This window comes from Marivita sp. (genome assembly GCF_051859345.1).
In the GTDB taxonomy this organism is placed as follows: domain Bacteria; phylum Pseudomonadota; class Alphaproteobacteria; order Rhodobacterales; family Rhodobacteraceae; genus Marivita.
The window spans coordinates 1-14,937 of the sequence record NZ_JBHYFV010000042.1; the positions used below are offsets into that span (position 1 = coordinate 1).

The 14,937-nt window shown below is 61.9% G+C and carries 14 protein-coding genes and 1 pseudogene; 11 read left to right on the forward strand and 4 right to left on the reverse strand.

Features of this window, described 5'->3' with window-relative positions; all coding sequences use genetic code 11:
* Positions 1-188: 188 nt before the first annotated feature.
* A complete protein-coding gene (locus tag ACTIEN_RS18865) occupies positions 189-902 on the reverse strand; it encodes a response regulator (protein WP_439524701.1) in 714 nt (237 codons plus the stop codon).
* The gene (locus ACTIEN_RS18870; protein WP_439524702.1) at positions 899-2,053 is read right to left on the reverse strand and encodes an ATP-binding protein; all 1,155 of its coding nucleotides are present in this window, start codon (positions 2,051-2,053) and stop codon (positions 899-901) included. Before ACTIEN_RS18870 ends, ACTIEN_RS18865 begins: the two co-directional genes overlap by 4 nt.
* Before the next feature lie 214 nt (positions 2,054-2,267).
* On the opposite strand from ACTIEN_RS18870, the gene ACTIEN_RS18875 reads away from it, so the two are divergent.
* From ACTIEN_RS18875 to ACTIEN_RS18900, 6 genes are all read left to right on the forward strand, one after another.
* Entirely contained in the window at positions 2,268-3,272 is a 1,005-nt protein-coding gene (locus tag ACTIEN_RS18875; protein ID WP_439524703.1) for an ABC transporter substrate-binding protein, read from the forward strand.
* Positions 3,273-3,356: 84 nt separating this feature from the next.
* Positions 3,357-4,775, forward strand: a complete 1,419-nt coding sequence (locus ACTIEN_RS18880) for an ATP-binding cassette domain-containing protein (protein ID WP_439524729.1) — start codon at positions 3,357-3,359, stop codon at positions 4,773-4,775.
* Entirely contained in the window at positions 4,772-5,692 is a 921-nt protein-coding gene (locus ACTIEN_RS18885) for an ABC transporter permease (protein WP_439524704.1), read from the forward strand. The genes ACTIEN_RS18880 and ACTIEN_RS18885 overlap by 4 nt, the downstream gene beginning before the upstream one ends.
* The gene (locus ACTIEN_RS18890) at positions 5,689-6,645 is read left to right on the forward strand and encodes an ABC transporter permease (RefSeq protein ID WP_439524705.1); all 957 of its coding nucleotides are present in this window, start codon (positions 5,689-5,691) and stop codon (positions 6,643-6,645) included. Before ACTIEN_RS18885 ends, ACTIEN_RS18890 begins: the two co-directional genes overlap by 4 nt.
* The gene (locus ACTIEN_RS18895) at positions 6,642-7,583 is read left to right on the forward strand and encodes an SMP-30/gluconolactonase/LRE family protein (protein ID WP_439524706.1); all 942 of its coding nucleotides are present in this window, start codon (positions 6,642-6,644) and stop codon (positions 7,581-7,583) included. Before ACTIEN_RS18890 ends, ACTIEN_RS18895 begins: the two co-directional genes overlap by 4 nt.
* Before the next feature lie 77 nt (positions 7,584-7,660).
* Positions 7,661-7,969, forward strand: a complete 309-nt coding sequence (locus ACTIEN_RS18900; protein WP_439524730.1) for a D-Ala-D-Ala carboxypeptidase family metallohydrolase — start codon at positions 7,661-7,663, stop codon at positions 7,967-7,969.
* Positions 7,970-8,181: 212 nt separating this feature from the next.
* On the opposite strand, the pseudogene ACTIEN_RS18905 reads toward ACTIEN_RS18900, so the two are convergent.
* Together ACTIEN_RS18905 and ACTIEN_RS18910 are read right to left on the reverse strand one after the other, a co-directional pair.
* Positions 8,182-8,868: pseudogene (locus ACTIEN_RS18905) on the reverse strand (IS6 family transposase); the annotation flags it as partial.
* Between the two features lie 66 nt (positions 8,869-8,934).
* Positions 8,935-9,399: an Lrp/AsnC family transcriptional regulator gene (locus ACTIEN_RS18910; protein ID WP_439524707.1), complete on the reverse strand. Its 465-nt coding sequence runs from the start codon at positions 9,397-9,399 to the stop codon at positions 8,935-8,937.
* Between the two features lie 102 nt (positions 9,400-9,501).
* On the opposite strand from ACTIEN_RS18910, the gene ACTIEN_RS18915 reads away from it, so the two are divergent.
* The 5 genes from ACTIEN_RS18915 to ACTIEN_RS18935 are packed head-to-tail and all read left to right on the forward strand — an operon-like array spanning position 9,502 to position 14,876.
* The gene (locus ACTIEN_RS18915) at positions 9,502-10,962 is read left to right on the forward strand and encodes an aminotransferase class V-fold PLP-dependent enzyme (protein ID WP_439524708.1); all 1,461 of its coding nucleotides are present in this window, start codon (positions 9,502-9,504) and stop codon (positions 10,960-10,962) included.
* Complete coding sequence (locus tag ACTIEN_RS18920) at positions 10,959-12,305, forward strand: MFS transporter (protein ID WP_439524709.1); 1,347 nt, start codon at positions 10,959-10,961, stop codon at positions 12,303-12,305. The genes ACTIEN_RS18915 and ACTIEN_RS18920 overlap by 4 nt, the downstream gene beginning before the upstream one ends.
* 38 nt (positions 12,306-12,343) lie before the next feature.
* The gene (locus ACTIEN_RS18925; protein WP_439524710.1) at positions 12,344-13,810 is read left to right on the forward strand and encodes an NAD(P)-binding domain-containing protein; all 1,467 of its coding nucleotides are present in this window, start codon (positions 12,344-12,346) and stop codon (positions 13,808-13,810) included.
* Entirely contained in the window at positions 13,807-14,289 is a 483-nt protein-coding gene (locus tag ACTIEN_RS18930; RefSeq protein WP_439524711.1) for a hypothetical protein, read from the forward strand. The genes ACTIEN_RS18925 and ACTIEN_RS18930 overlap by 4 nt, the downstream gene beginning before the upstream one ends.
* Positions 14,286-14,876: a peroxidase-related enzyme gene (locus ACTIEN_RS18935; RefSeq protein ID WP_439524712.1), complete on the forward strand. Its 591-nt coding sequence runs from the start codon at positions 14,286-14,288 to the stop codon at positions 14,874-14,876. The genes ACTIEN_RS18930 and ACTIEN_RS18935 overlap by 4 nt, the downstream gene beginning before the upstream one ends.
* Positions 14,877-14,937: the final 61 nt, after the last annotated feature.

The window sequence follows — 14,937 nt, forward strand, 5'->3', positions numbered from 1 at the left end:
CGGGGGGATTACCGCCCTATCGGCCCAAATTCAAAATCACGATCGTCTTACGTGTTTGCTGAAATGGTCATGCTTCGCTGTTGACAAAGGTTCTACCGCTCTCGACGAGCAGAGAGACAGGTGAACATTCGTAAGCTTGGCGGCATGGCCACCCCGGTTTGCCCGCTCGCCTTGTTGCCCGATATCCGTCAGCGCCGGCGGGTCGCGCACCAGTTGTCGAAGTCGCGCTGCGCTGCTTCCAGCGCCTCGATGTTGAGAATCCGAGTGACCAGCGCCCGGTTCAACGCCCGGACGCGCTTGTTGAGTGGTACGGAGTCTTCGGCATCGACCCCGAGCTTGTCGTACAGCGTCAGCAGACGGTTCTGCACCGTGCGCAGCGACATGCCTCGGCGTTCGGCGATCAGCTTGTCTTGAAGTCCAATGGCCAGGTCCAGCAACACGGCGAATTCGCTGTCGTCCAGCGCGGCCCAGGGCGTGGCCTGGCGGCGTTGCAGGCGGTGATATTCGCGGTCGACCATTATCTGGCCTTCGACCAGCACTGCACGCAGGGCCAGCTTCAGTCGGTCGCTTGGCGCGGTCTTGAGAACGTAGCCATAAGCGCTGTCCTCGGGAACGATGGCGGCAATACCGCGCAAATAGGCCTCGTCCGCATAGTTTGACCAAAAGAGGATGCGTGTCTCGGGGCGTTCTTGCCACAGGGTCCGCGCCGCCTCGATACCATTGCGGGTCTCCATGCGCAGGTCCATCACGACGGCATGGATGGAAAGCAGGCGGGCCTCGAGTTCGGCCTGTGCACCATTCCGGGCGTGGAAGATCTCGGAGACCTCAGGCAGAGCGTCGGCCAGCATTTTTTCCATCCAGGACGCGTGGAACTGGTCGTCTTCGACAAGCAGAACCTTCATGTCGCGTCCAGTGACACGGCGACCCGTGTCCCGCTCTCTGAACGGATGTCAAGCCTGGCCGAGATCAGCCGGGCACGGGTGCGAATGTGGGCTAGGCCGGACTGGCGGGCTGGGATGGCGGGTATTCCGCAGCCATTGTCCGAGATGGCGACGCAAAGGCGGTGCGGGGCCGGGCGGTCGATGGTCACTTCGATGCGACTGGCTCCGGAATGGCGACAGGCGTTGTTGATTGCCTCTTGCGCGATGCGGAAAAGTGCGGTGCGCACCAAAGGGGCGAGCAGATCCGCACCGCCGCCGGTGTGGTCTTCGACGAGCAACACGATGGGTGTGGGGCCCGCAGCGCGCTCCAGGTGGATGCGGACCGCGTGGGCAAAGCCAAACAGGTCGAGCACTGTCGGAACGGCGGTGTCGATGATGCGGCGCAGGTCCGAAATGGTTTCGTTCAAGCGGTTGGCGAGGTCATCGCGCGGCAGGGGCGTGTCGCCCGTCACCTCGCGCAATAGCCGGGACAGTTCCGCAAGTGTCTGGTCGTGCAGGTCCATGCCGATGCGCTGGCGTTCCTGTTCCAGCGCTTGGGTCAGTTCGAGCGCGCCCCGTCGCAGCCCGTCGTCGCTGTCACGCGGCGCAGCGGAGCGACGGGCGCGTTCGGCACCATGTAGGGCATGGATGCATGGGGTCAGCACGTCGGCGATGGCCCGGGCGCAGTTGACGGTTTCGGTCGTGTATTGCCCATGTGCTGAATGCGAAATGTTAAGCGTTCCGACCGTCTTGCCTGCCACCGACATCAACACGCTGACGCGGCTGCGCAGGCGGTGGTTCAGGATCGGTTCGCAGGTTGCACCGGGGTAGGTGTAACGCGGATCCTCGGTCGCATCGTCCGTCAGCATGTAGTCGCACTGGCCGATCAACAGGTCGCGGATTGGCGCAAGGTCGATCCGTCCCGAAGCCCTCGACCAGCGCGTGCGGATGCCGACTTCGTAGCTGACGACCCAGCCGGGACGGTCCAGCAAGCAAAGGTCGGCATGGGTGAAGGGGATCAATTCGGCGATCTCGTCGGCCACGGCTTCCAGTGCGGAGGTCACGTCGGTGCGGGCGGCCAAGCGCGTTGCCATGCGGTCGAGAGCATCACTAGGCTTGGGTATTGTGGTCATGACTGCGCCTCCATTGCGCGTTCCCGCAAAACTGCCCCCTATTTCAGCAAAAGAAAACACCATGACCCGCATGTTGTGTGCGGGTTCCCGCAACAGGTCTGCGGGCGGTTGCCTTTACAGGAGCAGCGCGCTGACGGCACCGTTGCAGCACCGGGTTCGTGGAGGAGACGACGCCCGGGCACAATGAAAGCGCGCAAGCGCAGGGAGGACCATGATGAAATCTTATTACACGGGCGCAGCTGTGCTGGCGCTCATGGCGGGGGCCGCCGTTGCCGATACCGCCGATAAGCGCATTGCGCTATCCAACAATTACGCCGGCAACTCTTGGCGCCAGGCGATGCTGTCCACCTATCAGGAAATCGCTGATCAGGCGGTTACAGATGGCATCGTCGCAGAGGCGGACGCCTATACCACATCTGAGAATCAGGCGACCGAGCAAGCGGCGCAGATCCAGAACATGATCCTGCAGGGCTACGATGCGATCGTGTTGAACGCTGCATCGCCTACGGCGCTGAACGGCGCGGTCAAGGAGGCCTGCGATGCCGGCCTCGTGGTCGTCAGCTTTGACGGCATCGTGACCGAACCCTGCGCCTGGCGCATCGCGGTGGATTTCGCCGCTATGGGCAAGGAGCAAGTCGACTATCTAGCGACCCGTCTTCCTGACGGAGGGAATCTGCTTGAGATTCGTGGCTTGGCCGGGGTTTTCGTCGATGACGAGATCTCCAAAGGCATCCACGCAGGCGTCGCGGAACACGGTCAGTTCAAAATCGTCGGATCGGTCCATGGTGACTGGGCGCAGGACGTGGCGCAAAAGGCTGTCGCGGGCGTGTTGCCCTCGCTGCCCGAGGTGGTCGGCGTCGTGACACAGGGTGGTGACGGTTACGGGACTGCGCAGGCCTTTGCTGCGGCTGGCCGTGACACACCGCTGATCGTGCTGGGCAACCGTCAGGACGAGCTGAAATGGTGGGCCGAACAGCGCGACGCCAACGGCTATGAGACGCTGTCGCTATCGATCGCGCCGGGTGTTGCATCACTGGCGTTCTGGGTGTCGCAGCAGATTCTGGATGGCAAGGACGTGCCCAAGGACCTGACCGTGCCCTTCCTCAAGATCACCCAAGCGGATCTGGATCAGGCGCTAGAGACCACGCCAGAAGGGTCGGTCGCCAACACCGTCTACACGCTGGAAGACGCGCAGGCGGCCATCGCCGAGGCGCAGTAACTCAAGCCTGAAAATGCCCCGTGCGCGTCTGTGCACGGGGCTTGTTCCTTGGGAGCCAGTATGAGCAGAACAGGCAACGCCCCTGTGGTCGATCTGATCGAGGCGACAAAGCACTTTGGCCCGGTCCGGGCGCTGGACGGTGTGTCCCTGCGCGTGCATCCGGGCGATTGCGTGGGCCTTGTTGGCCATAACGGCGCGGGCAAATCGACTTTGGTGAATCTGGTGAACGGGTCGCTGGCCCCGACGGGCGGCGCGGTGACGTTTCCCGGCGGGACAACGGGCGTGCGCTCCGTCTTTCAAGAGCTTTCGCTATGCCCAAACCTGACGGTTGCCGAAAACCTGCGCATCTCGCACCCTGGGCTATCCGGGTTGCGGTGGCGCCGTGCCGCGCGGGCCGAGATTCGCGCGAGCCTGGACAAGGTCTTTCCCGGCCATGGCATTGACGTGAGCGCGCCGGTGGACACGTTGAGCATCGCGCAGCGACAAATGGTTGAGATCGCTATCGGCTTCGCTCCGCGCGGCGAGCAAGCGCGGCTGGTGATCCTCGACGAACCCACAAGCTCGCTTGATGCAGGCATCGCCGAGCAACTGTTGACCCATGTACGCCAGTTCTGCGCGATTGGCGGTGCGGTGATTTTCATCAGCCACATGATGGGTGAAATCTTTGACGTGGCCAGCCGCATCGTCGTGTTGAAGGACGGTAAATCGGTGGCAGAGCGTGCAATGGCAGACTTCACCCGGCAAGGGCTTGTAGACGCTATGGGCCATGTCGCGACGGAAGCCGCCGCCGAGGCTGCCGCTCGCGCGGTGCCGGGTGACGTGGTCCTGAACGCCGAGGGGCTGGAAGCCCGTAGGGGCGAGATAGTCGGTCTGTCGGGTCTGGCCGGGCACGGGCAGGCAGCAGCGCTGGCGCGCATCTACCTTGCGCGCACGTCTGACTGGCGGGCAACACGGCGCGGACGCGCGGTTTTTGTCGCAGGCGACCGACCGCGCGACGGGGTCATGCCCCTGTGGTCAATCCTGAGCAACATGTCGATTTCTGTGTTGGCGCGCGATTCTCGGGCTGGGCTGGTCGACCGCAGCACCGAACGCGCAGTGGCCGAAGACTGGCGCCGCCGCATCGGAATCCGCACAGACAATCTGGACAATCTGCTGCTGTCTCTGTCGGGGGGTAACCAGCAAAAGGTGCTGTTCGCCCGCGCATTGGCCAGCGACGCCGAGGTGGTGATCATGGACGACCCCATGCGCGGCGTAGACGTGGGCACCAAGCAGGATGTTTACGCCATGATCCGGGCCGAGGCCGCGAAGGGGCGCACATTCCTTTGGTACTCGACCGAGACTGAAGAGGTCTGCCAATGCGACAGGGTCTTTGTTTTTCGCAATGGCGTGATCAGTGCCGAGTTGACCGGCACGGACATCACGGAGGAAAAAATCCTGGAAGCTTCGTTCGAGATGCAGGAGCCCGATCAGAATAAATCTGTTTCGCACGAGGCTGGCACATGAACCCGTATCGCATCCTGCTGCCCATTATCTCGCTGGTGGTTCTGTTGGCGCTGACCTTTTGGCTGCAGCCGCGCGCGATGAGCTATTTTGGCGTGAATTTGCTGTTCAACCTTGCAGTGCCGATCGCCCTGGCCACGGTGGCTCAAATGCTCATCATCATGGTCAACGACATCGACCTGTCGATCGGCGCGTTTGTCAGCCTGACAGCCTGTGTCACGGCGACCTTGCTAAACGACGCTCCGATGCTGGGTCTGTTGATGATGGCTCTGCTGATACTGGCCTATGCTGGAATGGGCGCGGTGATTCATGCACTGGACTTGCCGGCCATCGTGGTGACCCTGGGCATGTCGTTTGTTTGGGGCGGGCTGGCGCTGTTCTTGTTGCCAACTCCGGGCGGGGTGGCGCCGGATTGGCTGCGATCGCTCATGACGGTCAAGCCGCCGTTGCTGCCAATGGCAGTCTTGGCGGCGATCCTGATTGCGGTGATTACGCATCTTCTGGTGATCCGCTCGGGGTTGGGCACGGTGCTGCGCGGTGTCGGCGGCAATCAGCGGTCGCTGACACGGGCGGGCTGGAATGTCATGTGGCTAAAGGCGTTGGCCTATGGCGGCGCTGGCATGTTCGGGGTGCTGGCGGGTATGGCGCTTGTCGGGCTTACGACGTCGGCCGATGCCAATATCGCGATGCGATACACGCTGTTGTCAATTGCCGGGGTGATCCTTGGCGGGGGCGAGTTCACCGGTGGCAAAGTCAGTCCAGTGGGCGCGGTGATCGGTGCGCTGACACTGACGCTGGCGGCGTCGTTTCTGTCATTCTTGCGGTTGTCGTCTGATTGGCAGATCGGCGCGCAGGGAGCGATCCTGATCCTTGTTCTGACGGCGCGGTTGATCTTTGTGCGCCGGGGAGAGCCGACATGAGCCTATCGAATTCGGTCGTGCGAACTTTGAGCAAACCTTGGCTTTGGGCCTGGGTCGCTGCCGGGCTGGCCTTTGCCGCCACGCTGGTGCTGACCCAGGGGCGTGGCGCAGGTGAACTGGCCTATGCCGCACTGAGTTTCGGGGCTTTTGCCGCCATCGTCGGTATGGGGCAGATGCTGGTTATCACTCTGGGGCCGGGCAATGTTGACCTGTCGATACCGGCTACCATGACCCTGGCCGCGACCCTGGCGTTGAAGTTCATGGGGTCCGACCCAGGCACTGCCCTGCCGGGGCTGGCGGTGGCGCTGGCGGTGGGCCTTGGAGTCGGGGCGACGAATTTCGCGCTGATCTATCTGCTCCGCCTGCCGCCGATCATTGCCACGTTGGCGGCGTCGCTGATCTATCAAAGCCTTGCGATCTGGTCTAACCGGGGTCTGCGGATCAAGCCGCCGTCGGGATTGGCCGACTTTGCCACGGGCCGCTTTCTGGGTCTGCCCAACGTGGCATGGATCGGGCTGGGGCTTGCCATTGCGGTCTGGATCCTGATCGAACGCAGCGTTTGTGGCCGCTGGCTCTTGGCCTCGGGGCAGAACCTTCGGGCCGCTCGCCTGGCTGGTGTCCCGGTCGAGGCCGTGCGCGCCGCGACCTACCTGGCTGTCGCCGTTTTTGCCGCGTTGGCAGGCTACTTGCTGGCCAGCTTCTCGGGCGGGGCGGCTCTGAACATGGGGGCGGAATACCTGTTGATGTCGATCGCCGTGGTGGTCATCGGTGGCAGTTCCATCGCCGGGGGCAATTCCAACGTTCCTGGCGTCTGGGGCGCGGCACTGTTCATGTTCCTCGTGGTCTCGATGCTGAACAGCTACGGCGCGGGTGCTGGGGTGCGCAATGTACTGACCGGGACCATTATCATCGCAATCGTCGTCGCCGCCAGCAGCCGGAGGGTTCGCTCATGATCAATCTGCCGCCGCACTTGCAGGGGCTTGACCCGCGTTTTGCCGCGTTGGTGCATCCGTTGTCCAAGCTGGAGCGCATCGCCGAGGGGTTCACCTGGACCGAAGGTCCGGTCTGGTTCGGGGATCGGGATTGCCTGTTGTTCTCTGACATCCCGTCGCGCCGCGTCCTGCGCTGGTCTGAAGCCGAGGGCCTGTCGGTCTACCGCAGCGAAAGCGGCTTCAACAACGGCAATACCCGCGACCGGCAGGGTCGGCTTGTTGGATGTCGTCACGGCGAGCGCGACGTGGTGCGCACCGAGCATGATGGCAGCCTGACCGTTCTGGCGCAGGACTGGCAGGGCAAGCGGCTGAATTCGCCCAATGACGTGGTGGTCAGTTCCGACGGGGCGGTGTGGTTTACGGATCCGACCTACGGCATCCTGTCGAATTTCGAAGGGTTCCGCGCGGTGCCTGAGCAACCAGCCCGCAACGTCTACCGCTTGTCGCCCGAGGGGGTCCTGAGCGTGGTCGTCAGCGATTTCGTCCAGCCAAACGGGTTGTGCTTTTCACCCGACGAATCCCTTCTTTACATCGCCGAAAGCGGGTCGAGCCATGACGCGGATGTGCCCGCGGTGATCCGGATGTTCGCCGTCGATGACGGCACACTCACGGATCTCGGGGTCTTCGCCATGATCGACCATGGTCTGCCGGACGGGATGCGCTGCGACATGCAAGGCAATCTGTGGAGTTCGGCTCGGGATGGTGTCCATTGCTTTGACCCTGCCGGGGCGCTGCTAGGCAAGATCCTGGTGCCGGAGACTGTGTCGAACCTGTGTTTCGGCGGGCCAGACGGGCAGCGAATGTTCATCACCGCCACGACATGTGTCTACCGCATTTTCGTCGATGTCATGGGCGCGGAACCCTGGGCGCGCGGGTCGCAGGCCCCGACGGTTGCCTAACGCTCAGGCGTGGCCGCCTGACAATTGTGTATCGCTCGCGCCTGTCGCTTCATGTGGCCTTGTTTTCACGCATCAGCATGAAACAGGCATGCCACCATACGAGCGAGACCGCACTCCCTGCTACCAAACAGGTAGTACCTATTCGATCAGCGCTTCTTGCTTGTTGCGGAACCCGTCGCGGAGAAGCTCGCGTGGCGCTGGCTCGACTACTCGCCCGCCCGGAGCGCAACCGCGCCGTCGGCGGTGCCACCCGTCCAAAGCACCTCGACGATGCGGTCTTCGACAGCGCCATGGCAAACCACGACCGGGTCGTCCTTGACGCGGCGGCGCGCACAGTCGGGTTTCTTGGGCTCCAGCCACGCGGTCATGCTAATCGTTGGGAGTGAACGCGAACAAACCCGACCATTTCTGTTTCACTTAAGGTACTGAGGATGAGCACACTTCGGCAACTACTGGCAGGTTGTCCGGTCTGTATCGCGCCATTAATCATTTTGCGAGGGGAGACACCCGAATGATGTTTGGGCATCTTTTGTGTAACGCCTGCTGCAAGTTGAGTCTGCTGTTTGCGATGGGACTGTCGCACTGACTCAAGCGGCTGACTGATGAACTGGATTTCACCGAGGATGCCCGGTTCTTTGTTGTGGATACGGTCACGTTTGATGGTTCGCATTGTCTCGATCCCACACAAGGTTGCTTTCGCAGATCGCAAGGACCTGAAACTCTGACGATATCCAAGAAGCCGATTTAACGCAGCATGATCGCTCTCTATCAAGTTGTTTCGCCATTTTTGATCGACATGGCGGATGCTGTCAAAATGCAGGTCATGCCGGTGATTGGTTTCACGGACGCCGCGTCGATATGCGTGAGCCTTGTCGCTACAGATCGTCACCGGACGGTGCAGACGAACGCGCTCGATTGCTGTGTTCAGAAAGGCCTTTGCGGCTTTCTCATCTCGTCGTGCGGTCAGGCGGAAGTCCACCATCTGTCCGTTTGCATCGACAGCACGCCCAAGGTAGCGCCACTTGCCGCCGACGCGAACATAGGTTTCGTCCATGTGCCAATCGACGCTTGCTCGGCGCAGATGTTTCTCAGTTCGTTTCGTAAACTCGAGACTAAACTTCTGCACCCATCGATAGATCGTCGATCGGTCAACCGTAAAGCCGCGTTCTGCTGGCAGGTCGACCACGTCCTGATTAGACAGCGGATAGCGCAAATACCAACGAACCGTACAACGGATGATATCATTGGGAAACCGGTGGTGTTTGAACGGTGACTTGCGCAACATGACCAACTTCAAAACCCTAAACCGGACTAACCCAGTCGTCTCATGTAACAGTCCCATGCCGAGTGTTCAGCGCATTGGGATCGGGCGCTGTTCTTCAATGGCCTCCATCGCGAAGTAGGAGGTCACGGTTTCCAGTTCGATATTCTCGATCAGGCGCTTGTAGACGCCGTCATATCCGGCCATGTCGCTGACCACGATCTTGAGAAGGTAGTCGTATTCGCCGCCGATGCGGAAGAAATCGATCACCTCGGGAATTTTTGAAACATGCGTCCGGAAGGTCTGGAGCCACGCAGCAGAATGGTGCCGCGTCTTGATCAGCGAGAAAACGACGAAGCCACCGCCAAGCCGCGCTCGGTCGATCACCACCGTACGATTGCGGATCACACCGGACGCTTCCAGCGCTTTGAGCCGTCTCCAGCACGCGTTCTGCGACAGGCCGATCCGGTCCGCCAGCGCCCGCTGCGACTGTCCCGAGTCGCGCTGGAGCTCTTCAAGAATCCGAAAATCAAATTGATCGAATTTATCGGTCATGGGTCGATCATACGACCCAAAAAGTGAAAAGCAATGGCAATAAACTGTGAAGAATTTTCTTTCAGATGCGGCATCATGCACCTGCAAAATTCGGGAAATGACATGACACCGCTGGACGAATTCAAGCAAACACTGGCCGACCCCGACATCCGGGACCGCATCCGCGATGGCCTGATCGGTGAAGATGTGCAGATCGAGGGCCCCTATGGCCGGGTCCCGCTGCTCTATGCCGATTACGTGGCATCCGGCCGCGCACTGGTGCAGGTCGAAGACTTCATTCGCAGCCGCGTGTTGCCGTATTATGCCAACACCCACACACAGGCGTCATTCTGCGGTGACTTTATGACCCGCCTGCGCGAAGCCGCACGGACCGAGATCACGCGCCTCATCGGGGCGGGGTCCGGTATGAGCGTTGTCTTCACCGGGTCCGGGTCCACGGCGGGGATCAATCGGATCGTCGGATTGCTGGATCTGGCCGAGCTGGTGCGTGAGGGCGGTCGGGCCGTGGTGCTGATCGGTCCGTACGAGCATCATTCCAACATCCTGCCCTGGCGGGAAACCGGTGCCGAGGTGATCGAGATCGATGAGGCGCGCGAGGGTGGTGTGGATATGGACGACCTGTCTCGCGCGCTGGACGCGGCGGCAGGTGCTGACCGGGTTGTCGGCAGCTTTTCGGCCGCGTCGAACGTGACGGGCATCCTGACGGATGTGGACGCCGTGACCCGGCTTTTGCGGGCGCGCGGCGCGGTATCGGTATGGGATTACGGATGTGCCGGACCTTATTGCGAGATGGACATGAAAGCGGGCACCGACGCGGAAAAGGACGCAATCGTCTTTTCGGCGCACAAGTTTCCGGGTGGTCCGGGCGCCAGCGGGATCACCGTGATCCGCGAAGCCATCGTGCGGCGGGCAACGCCAACTCTACCCGGTGGCGGAACAGTCAGCTTTGTGTCGCCCTGGGGCCATGTGTATTCCGGCAGCGTGTCGGCGCGTGAGGAAGGCGGAACGCCCAACGTGACCGGCGACATTCGGGTTGCGCTTGCGCTTCTGGTCAAGGAAGCGCTTGGTCAGGACTGGCTCGATGCCCGGCAGAAACAGCTTCGCCTGCGTGCCCAGGCGGTCTGGAGCCGCAACGAGCGGATCGAACTTCTGGGCATTACCGAGGCCCGGGCCTTGCCGATCTTTTCCTTCCGCGTGCGCGATGGACAAGGCGGGTTGGTGCATCACCAGTTCTTCACCCGTCTTCTGAGCGATGTGACCGGTGTTCAGGCACGCGGTGGGTGCGCCTGTGCCGGTCCCTATGGCCATCGACTGCTGGGTCTGGGAAAATCGGAGTCCGACGCGGCCATGACGGCGCTGGAACGGGGTGAGGAGACAGCAAAGCCGGGCTGGGTCCGTCTGAACCTGTCGGCGCTCATGCACGACACGAAGGTCGACATGATCATCCAGGCAGTCGACAGTCTGGCGCGGATTGCCCCGGACTACGCGTCCGACTACAATGTGGATTCCGCAACCGCGCGGTTTCGCATGCGTGACCTCTCAAGGGGATCTCTTGCATCATGATGGCAGGCCGTATCAGCCCCCTGGCCAACCCGGCCTTCCGCACGTTGTTCGCGGCGCAAATCTGTTCGCTGGTGGCAATCGGGCTTATGACCGTTGGCATGTCCCTTGCGGCTTACCGGATCGGAGGTGCGGCGCTGGCGGGTCAGATTCTCGGGTTCCTGCTTGCTGTCAAGATGGTGGCCTATGTGGGCATCGCTCCGCTGGCCGAAGCCGTGTTCGCGGGCCGGTCGCGCAAACGGGTCATGGTAGGACTTGACCTTGCCCGCTCGGCAATGCTTCTTCCGATGGCCTTTGCCGTTACCACTTGGCAGGTGGCTGGTCTGGCGTTGCTGTTCTTCGCGGTGTCCGCGAGCTTCACGCCGCTGTTTCAGTCGGTGATCCCGGACTTGCTGACGGACGAAGACACCTACGGTCGTGCGCTGGTATGGTCTCGCATGGCGTCCACGCTGGAATCTGTGCTGTCGCCGGTGCTGGCCGCCATCGCCCTGCTCTTCGTGACGGGAGAGTATCTGTTCTGGCTCGCGGCCCTGGCCTTTGCAGGGTCTGTGCTGGCACTGATGCGCACCCGGTTTCCACAGGACACGCGGCCAGGCGTCAGTGCGCCCTTCAAGGACCGCGCCTTGCGAGGATTGACGATTTACAGACGGACACCGCGGCTGCGGGCGCTGTTCACCGTGAACCTTGCACTGGCCTTCAGCATGGCGTGGGTTCTGGTGAATTCGGTCGTGGTGGCAAGTGTGAGGCTGGGTGATGCGGAACTGTTCCTGCCAGTGCTGATGGCGGTCTATGGCGTCGGGGCCGTGCTGGGCGCATTGGCTGTGCCGCAGTTGCTGGCGCGGCAAAGTCAACGCAAGGTGATGCTGGCGGGCGGGCTTTTGCATGTCGCGGCGGGGCTGTGCATCCTGCTGCCGCTTGGAACATGGGGCTATTTCCCTCTCTGGGCGGTGTTCGGGGCGGCGGCCTCATTGGTGCTGACACCGGGCGGGCTGATGATCGCAAGGTCCGCCAGTGGTGCCGACCGGCCCGCGCTGTTCGCAGCGCAGTTTTCCCTGTCCCACGCGGGCTGGCTTGTGGCCTATCCTCTGGCCGGTTTTTTGGCTGCACAGATCGGGCTGGAACCTGCGCTGATTTTTCTTTCCCTGATGACGCTTGGCTTTGTGGCGCTGGCGGCGCATATCTGGCCCGCGACAGATCCCTTGTTTCGCGAACATGACCATCCCGACCTGCCGCATGACCATCCGCATGTGCTGGAAACCCCGGCGCAGGGGCCGCGCCATCAGCACGCTCATGCGTTTCACATCGACGACCTTCATCCGGAATGGGCGGGCAGCCGCCCCGCATGAACGGCTCAACAGACACACAGCTCTACAGGACATGAAGAATGACCGATGACAATGCACACAAGATTGACGGCCAGGGCCTTGGGGCACTGGAGTCACGCCTGCGCGAAGACCTGAAATTCCTGTGCTGGCCGGGCAAGGCGTGGGTGCCAGCCCGCGACGGGGTCAGCGATGTCGTGATCATTGGCGGCGGCATGTGCGGAATGGTTGCCTGGATGGCGCTGAAGACCGGCGGTATCCATGACATTCGCCTGCTTGACCGCAGCCCGGCAGGGCGCGAAGGACCATGGCTGACCTATGCCCGTATGGAAACCCTGCGGTCCCCCAAGGAACTGACCGGACCGGCCTATGGCCATGGTTCCCTGAGTTTCCAGGCATGGTATCGCGCGCAGTGCGGAACTGATGCCTGGGACGCGCTGGACAAGATCCCGCGGCCAATGTGGATGGAGTATCTGCGATGGTATCGCAGGGTGTTGGACATCCCCGTTGAAAACGAAGTCTCCGTTGACCTTGTCGAGCCGGAGGGCGATCTTCTGCGTCTGCACCTGTCCGGAGCGCAATCCGGATCGGTGCTGTGTCGCAAACTCGTGTTCGCCACGGGGCGTGACGGCACCGGCAAACCCAACATTCCCAATTTCGTGCGCAATCTCGACCAGCGATTCTGGGCGCACAGTGCCGACGAGATCGATTTTGCCGCGCTGAAGGGCAAGCGCGTCGCGGTGGTTGGCGTGGGAGCGTCTGCCGTTGATAATGCGGCCGAGGCGTTGGAACACGGTGCTGCCGAAGTGCGCCACCTGATCCGCCGCCCGGAAATGCCCACGGTCAACAAGATGATGGGCATCGGGTCGTTCGGCTTCACCGCCGGGTATGCGCGTCTGCCGGATGCATGGCGCTGGCGGTTCATGCAGTATTCCTTTGCGACGCAGACACCGCCGCCGCACGGATCCACCTTGCGGGTCAGCCGCCATCCGAACGCCTATTTCCATTTCGGCAAGGCGGTCACGTCGACCACTGAGCACCGTGGCGCGGTGCAGGTCGGTTTCGCTGACGGCACCGGATACGAGACGGATTTCGTGATCCTTGGCACCGGCTTTGCCACGGACCCGATGGCGCGTACCGAATTCGGCGGGGTCGCGGACGACATCCTGCTCTGGCAAGACGTGTACACGCCCCCTGCCGAGGAACGCTCGGCGGATTTGGGACGCTTTCCTTATCTCAATCCTGACTTCACGTTCCGGGCCAAGAACGAAGACAGCGCGCCTTGGCTGTCGAATGTCTACTGCTTCAACTACGGCGCCGCAGCGAGCCTTGGAAAGGTCAGTGGTGATGTTCCGGGCATTTCGGAGGGCGCGGCATGGCTTGCACGCGAGATCGCGGCGAAGTTCTATTTCGAGGACGTCGATCAGCACTGGAACGGCATGCTTGAATACGCAATGCCCGAACTTGACGGGTCGGAATGGACACCATCGGAATTGCAGGCGGACCAGAAGAAAGGGAAAGTGGCATGAACGCGTCAGACACAACCGTCGTTTCCATGGCCGGGGTTGCGCCAGGCACTCCAGTTGCTGCCGCAGTGGAAGGACGTGCGAAGATCTTCGAAATGACACAGGCCGCCGAAGACGCGGTGCTGCGGCCCAGAGAGGCCGGCGCGTGGCCGCACACTCTGCGCGCCGCGCTTGCTGCCCGAATTGCCACGCGGAACGGTGAACACGACCTTGCCAGACGTTTCGTCGCCAATGCCGGAGTACATGCCGAACTGTCCGATCCGAAAGTGAGCGGGACGGATGCGCCCATGCGGGCTGTGCTGGCCTTCATGGATCGGGTGGCAGCGGATACCCGAAATGCAACGGCGCAGGATGTTTCGACCCTTCAGGCCGCCGGTGTCAGCGATGCCGACATCGTCCGTCTTGCGGAACTGAACGCGTTTCTTGCTTACCAGATCCGGGTGATTGCCGGGCTTCGTCTGATGAAAGGGGTGTCCGCATGAGCGACGTGATCCGGAAATTCACTCGGAATGTGCCACATTGGCGGCCCCGCGTGACGCCTGTGGACCTCAAGTCGGCGACACCTGAGCAGCTCGATGCGCTAAAGGTCACGCCGTCAAACACGAAAGTTTCCGAGTATGTATTGACCCTGGCCCATGATGTCGAAAGCCTCGCCGTGCGGTCGCCGCTGTTCAATGCGATCATGTATGACACCGGCGGCATGAGCCGGGCAGAGCGGGAACTCGGTGCGTTGGGCGCGTCCATGGTGAACCATTGCATCTATTGTGCCGCCGTTCATGCCGCACGACATGCGCAGCTTGAGAAATCCAACGACGTGACGGACCGACTGTTCCGCGACGGGGCAAAGGCCGAGCTGGGACCGCGCGATCGGGCGATCTTCAATTTCGCGGTCGCGTTGGCGGAGTGTCCACCAAACGCCGGACCAGACCATGTCGCGGCGTTGCAGGACGCCGGGCTTGATGCGGCAGAGGTGCTCGACCTCATCCTGTCTTCTGCGCTTTTCGGGTGGGCCAACCGTCTGATGCATGTGCTGGGCGATCCGGTTCGACAAGAGACCGACGTCACCTGACAGGCCGCTGAGTCTGCGGTTTATTGATGCGCGTGATCGCATCGTTATGGTGATAATGGCC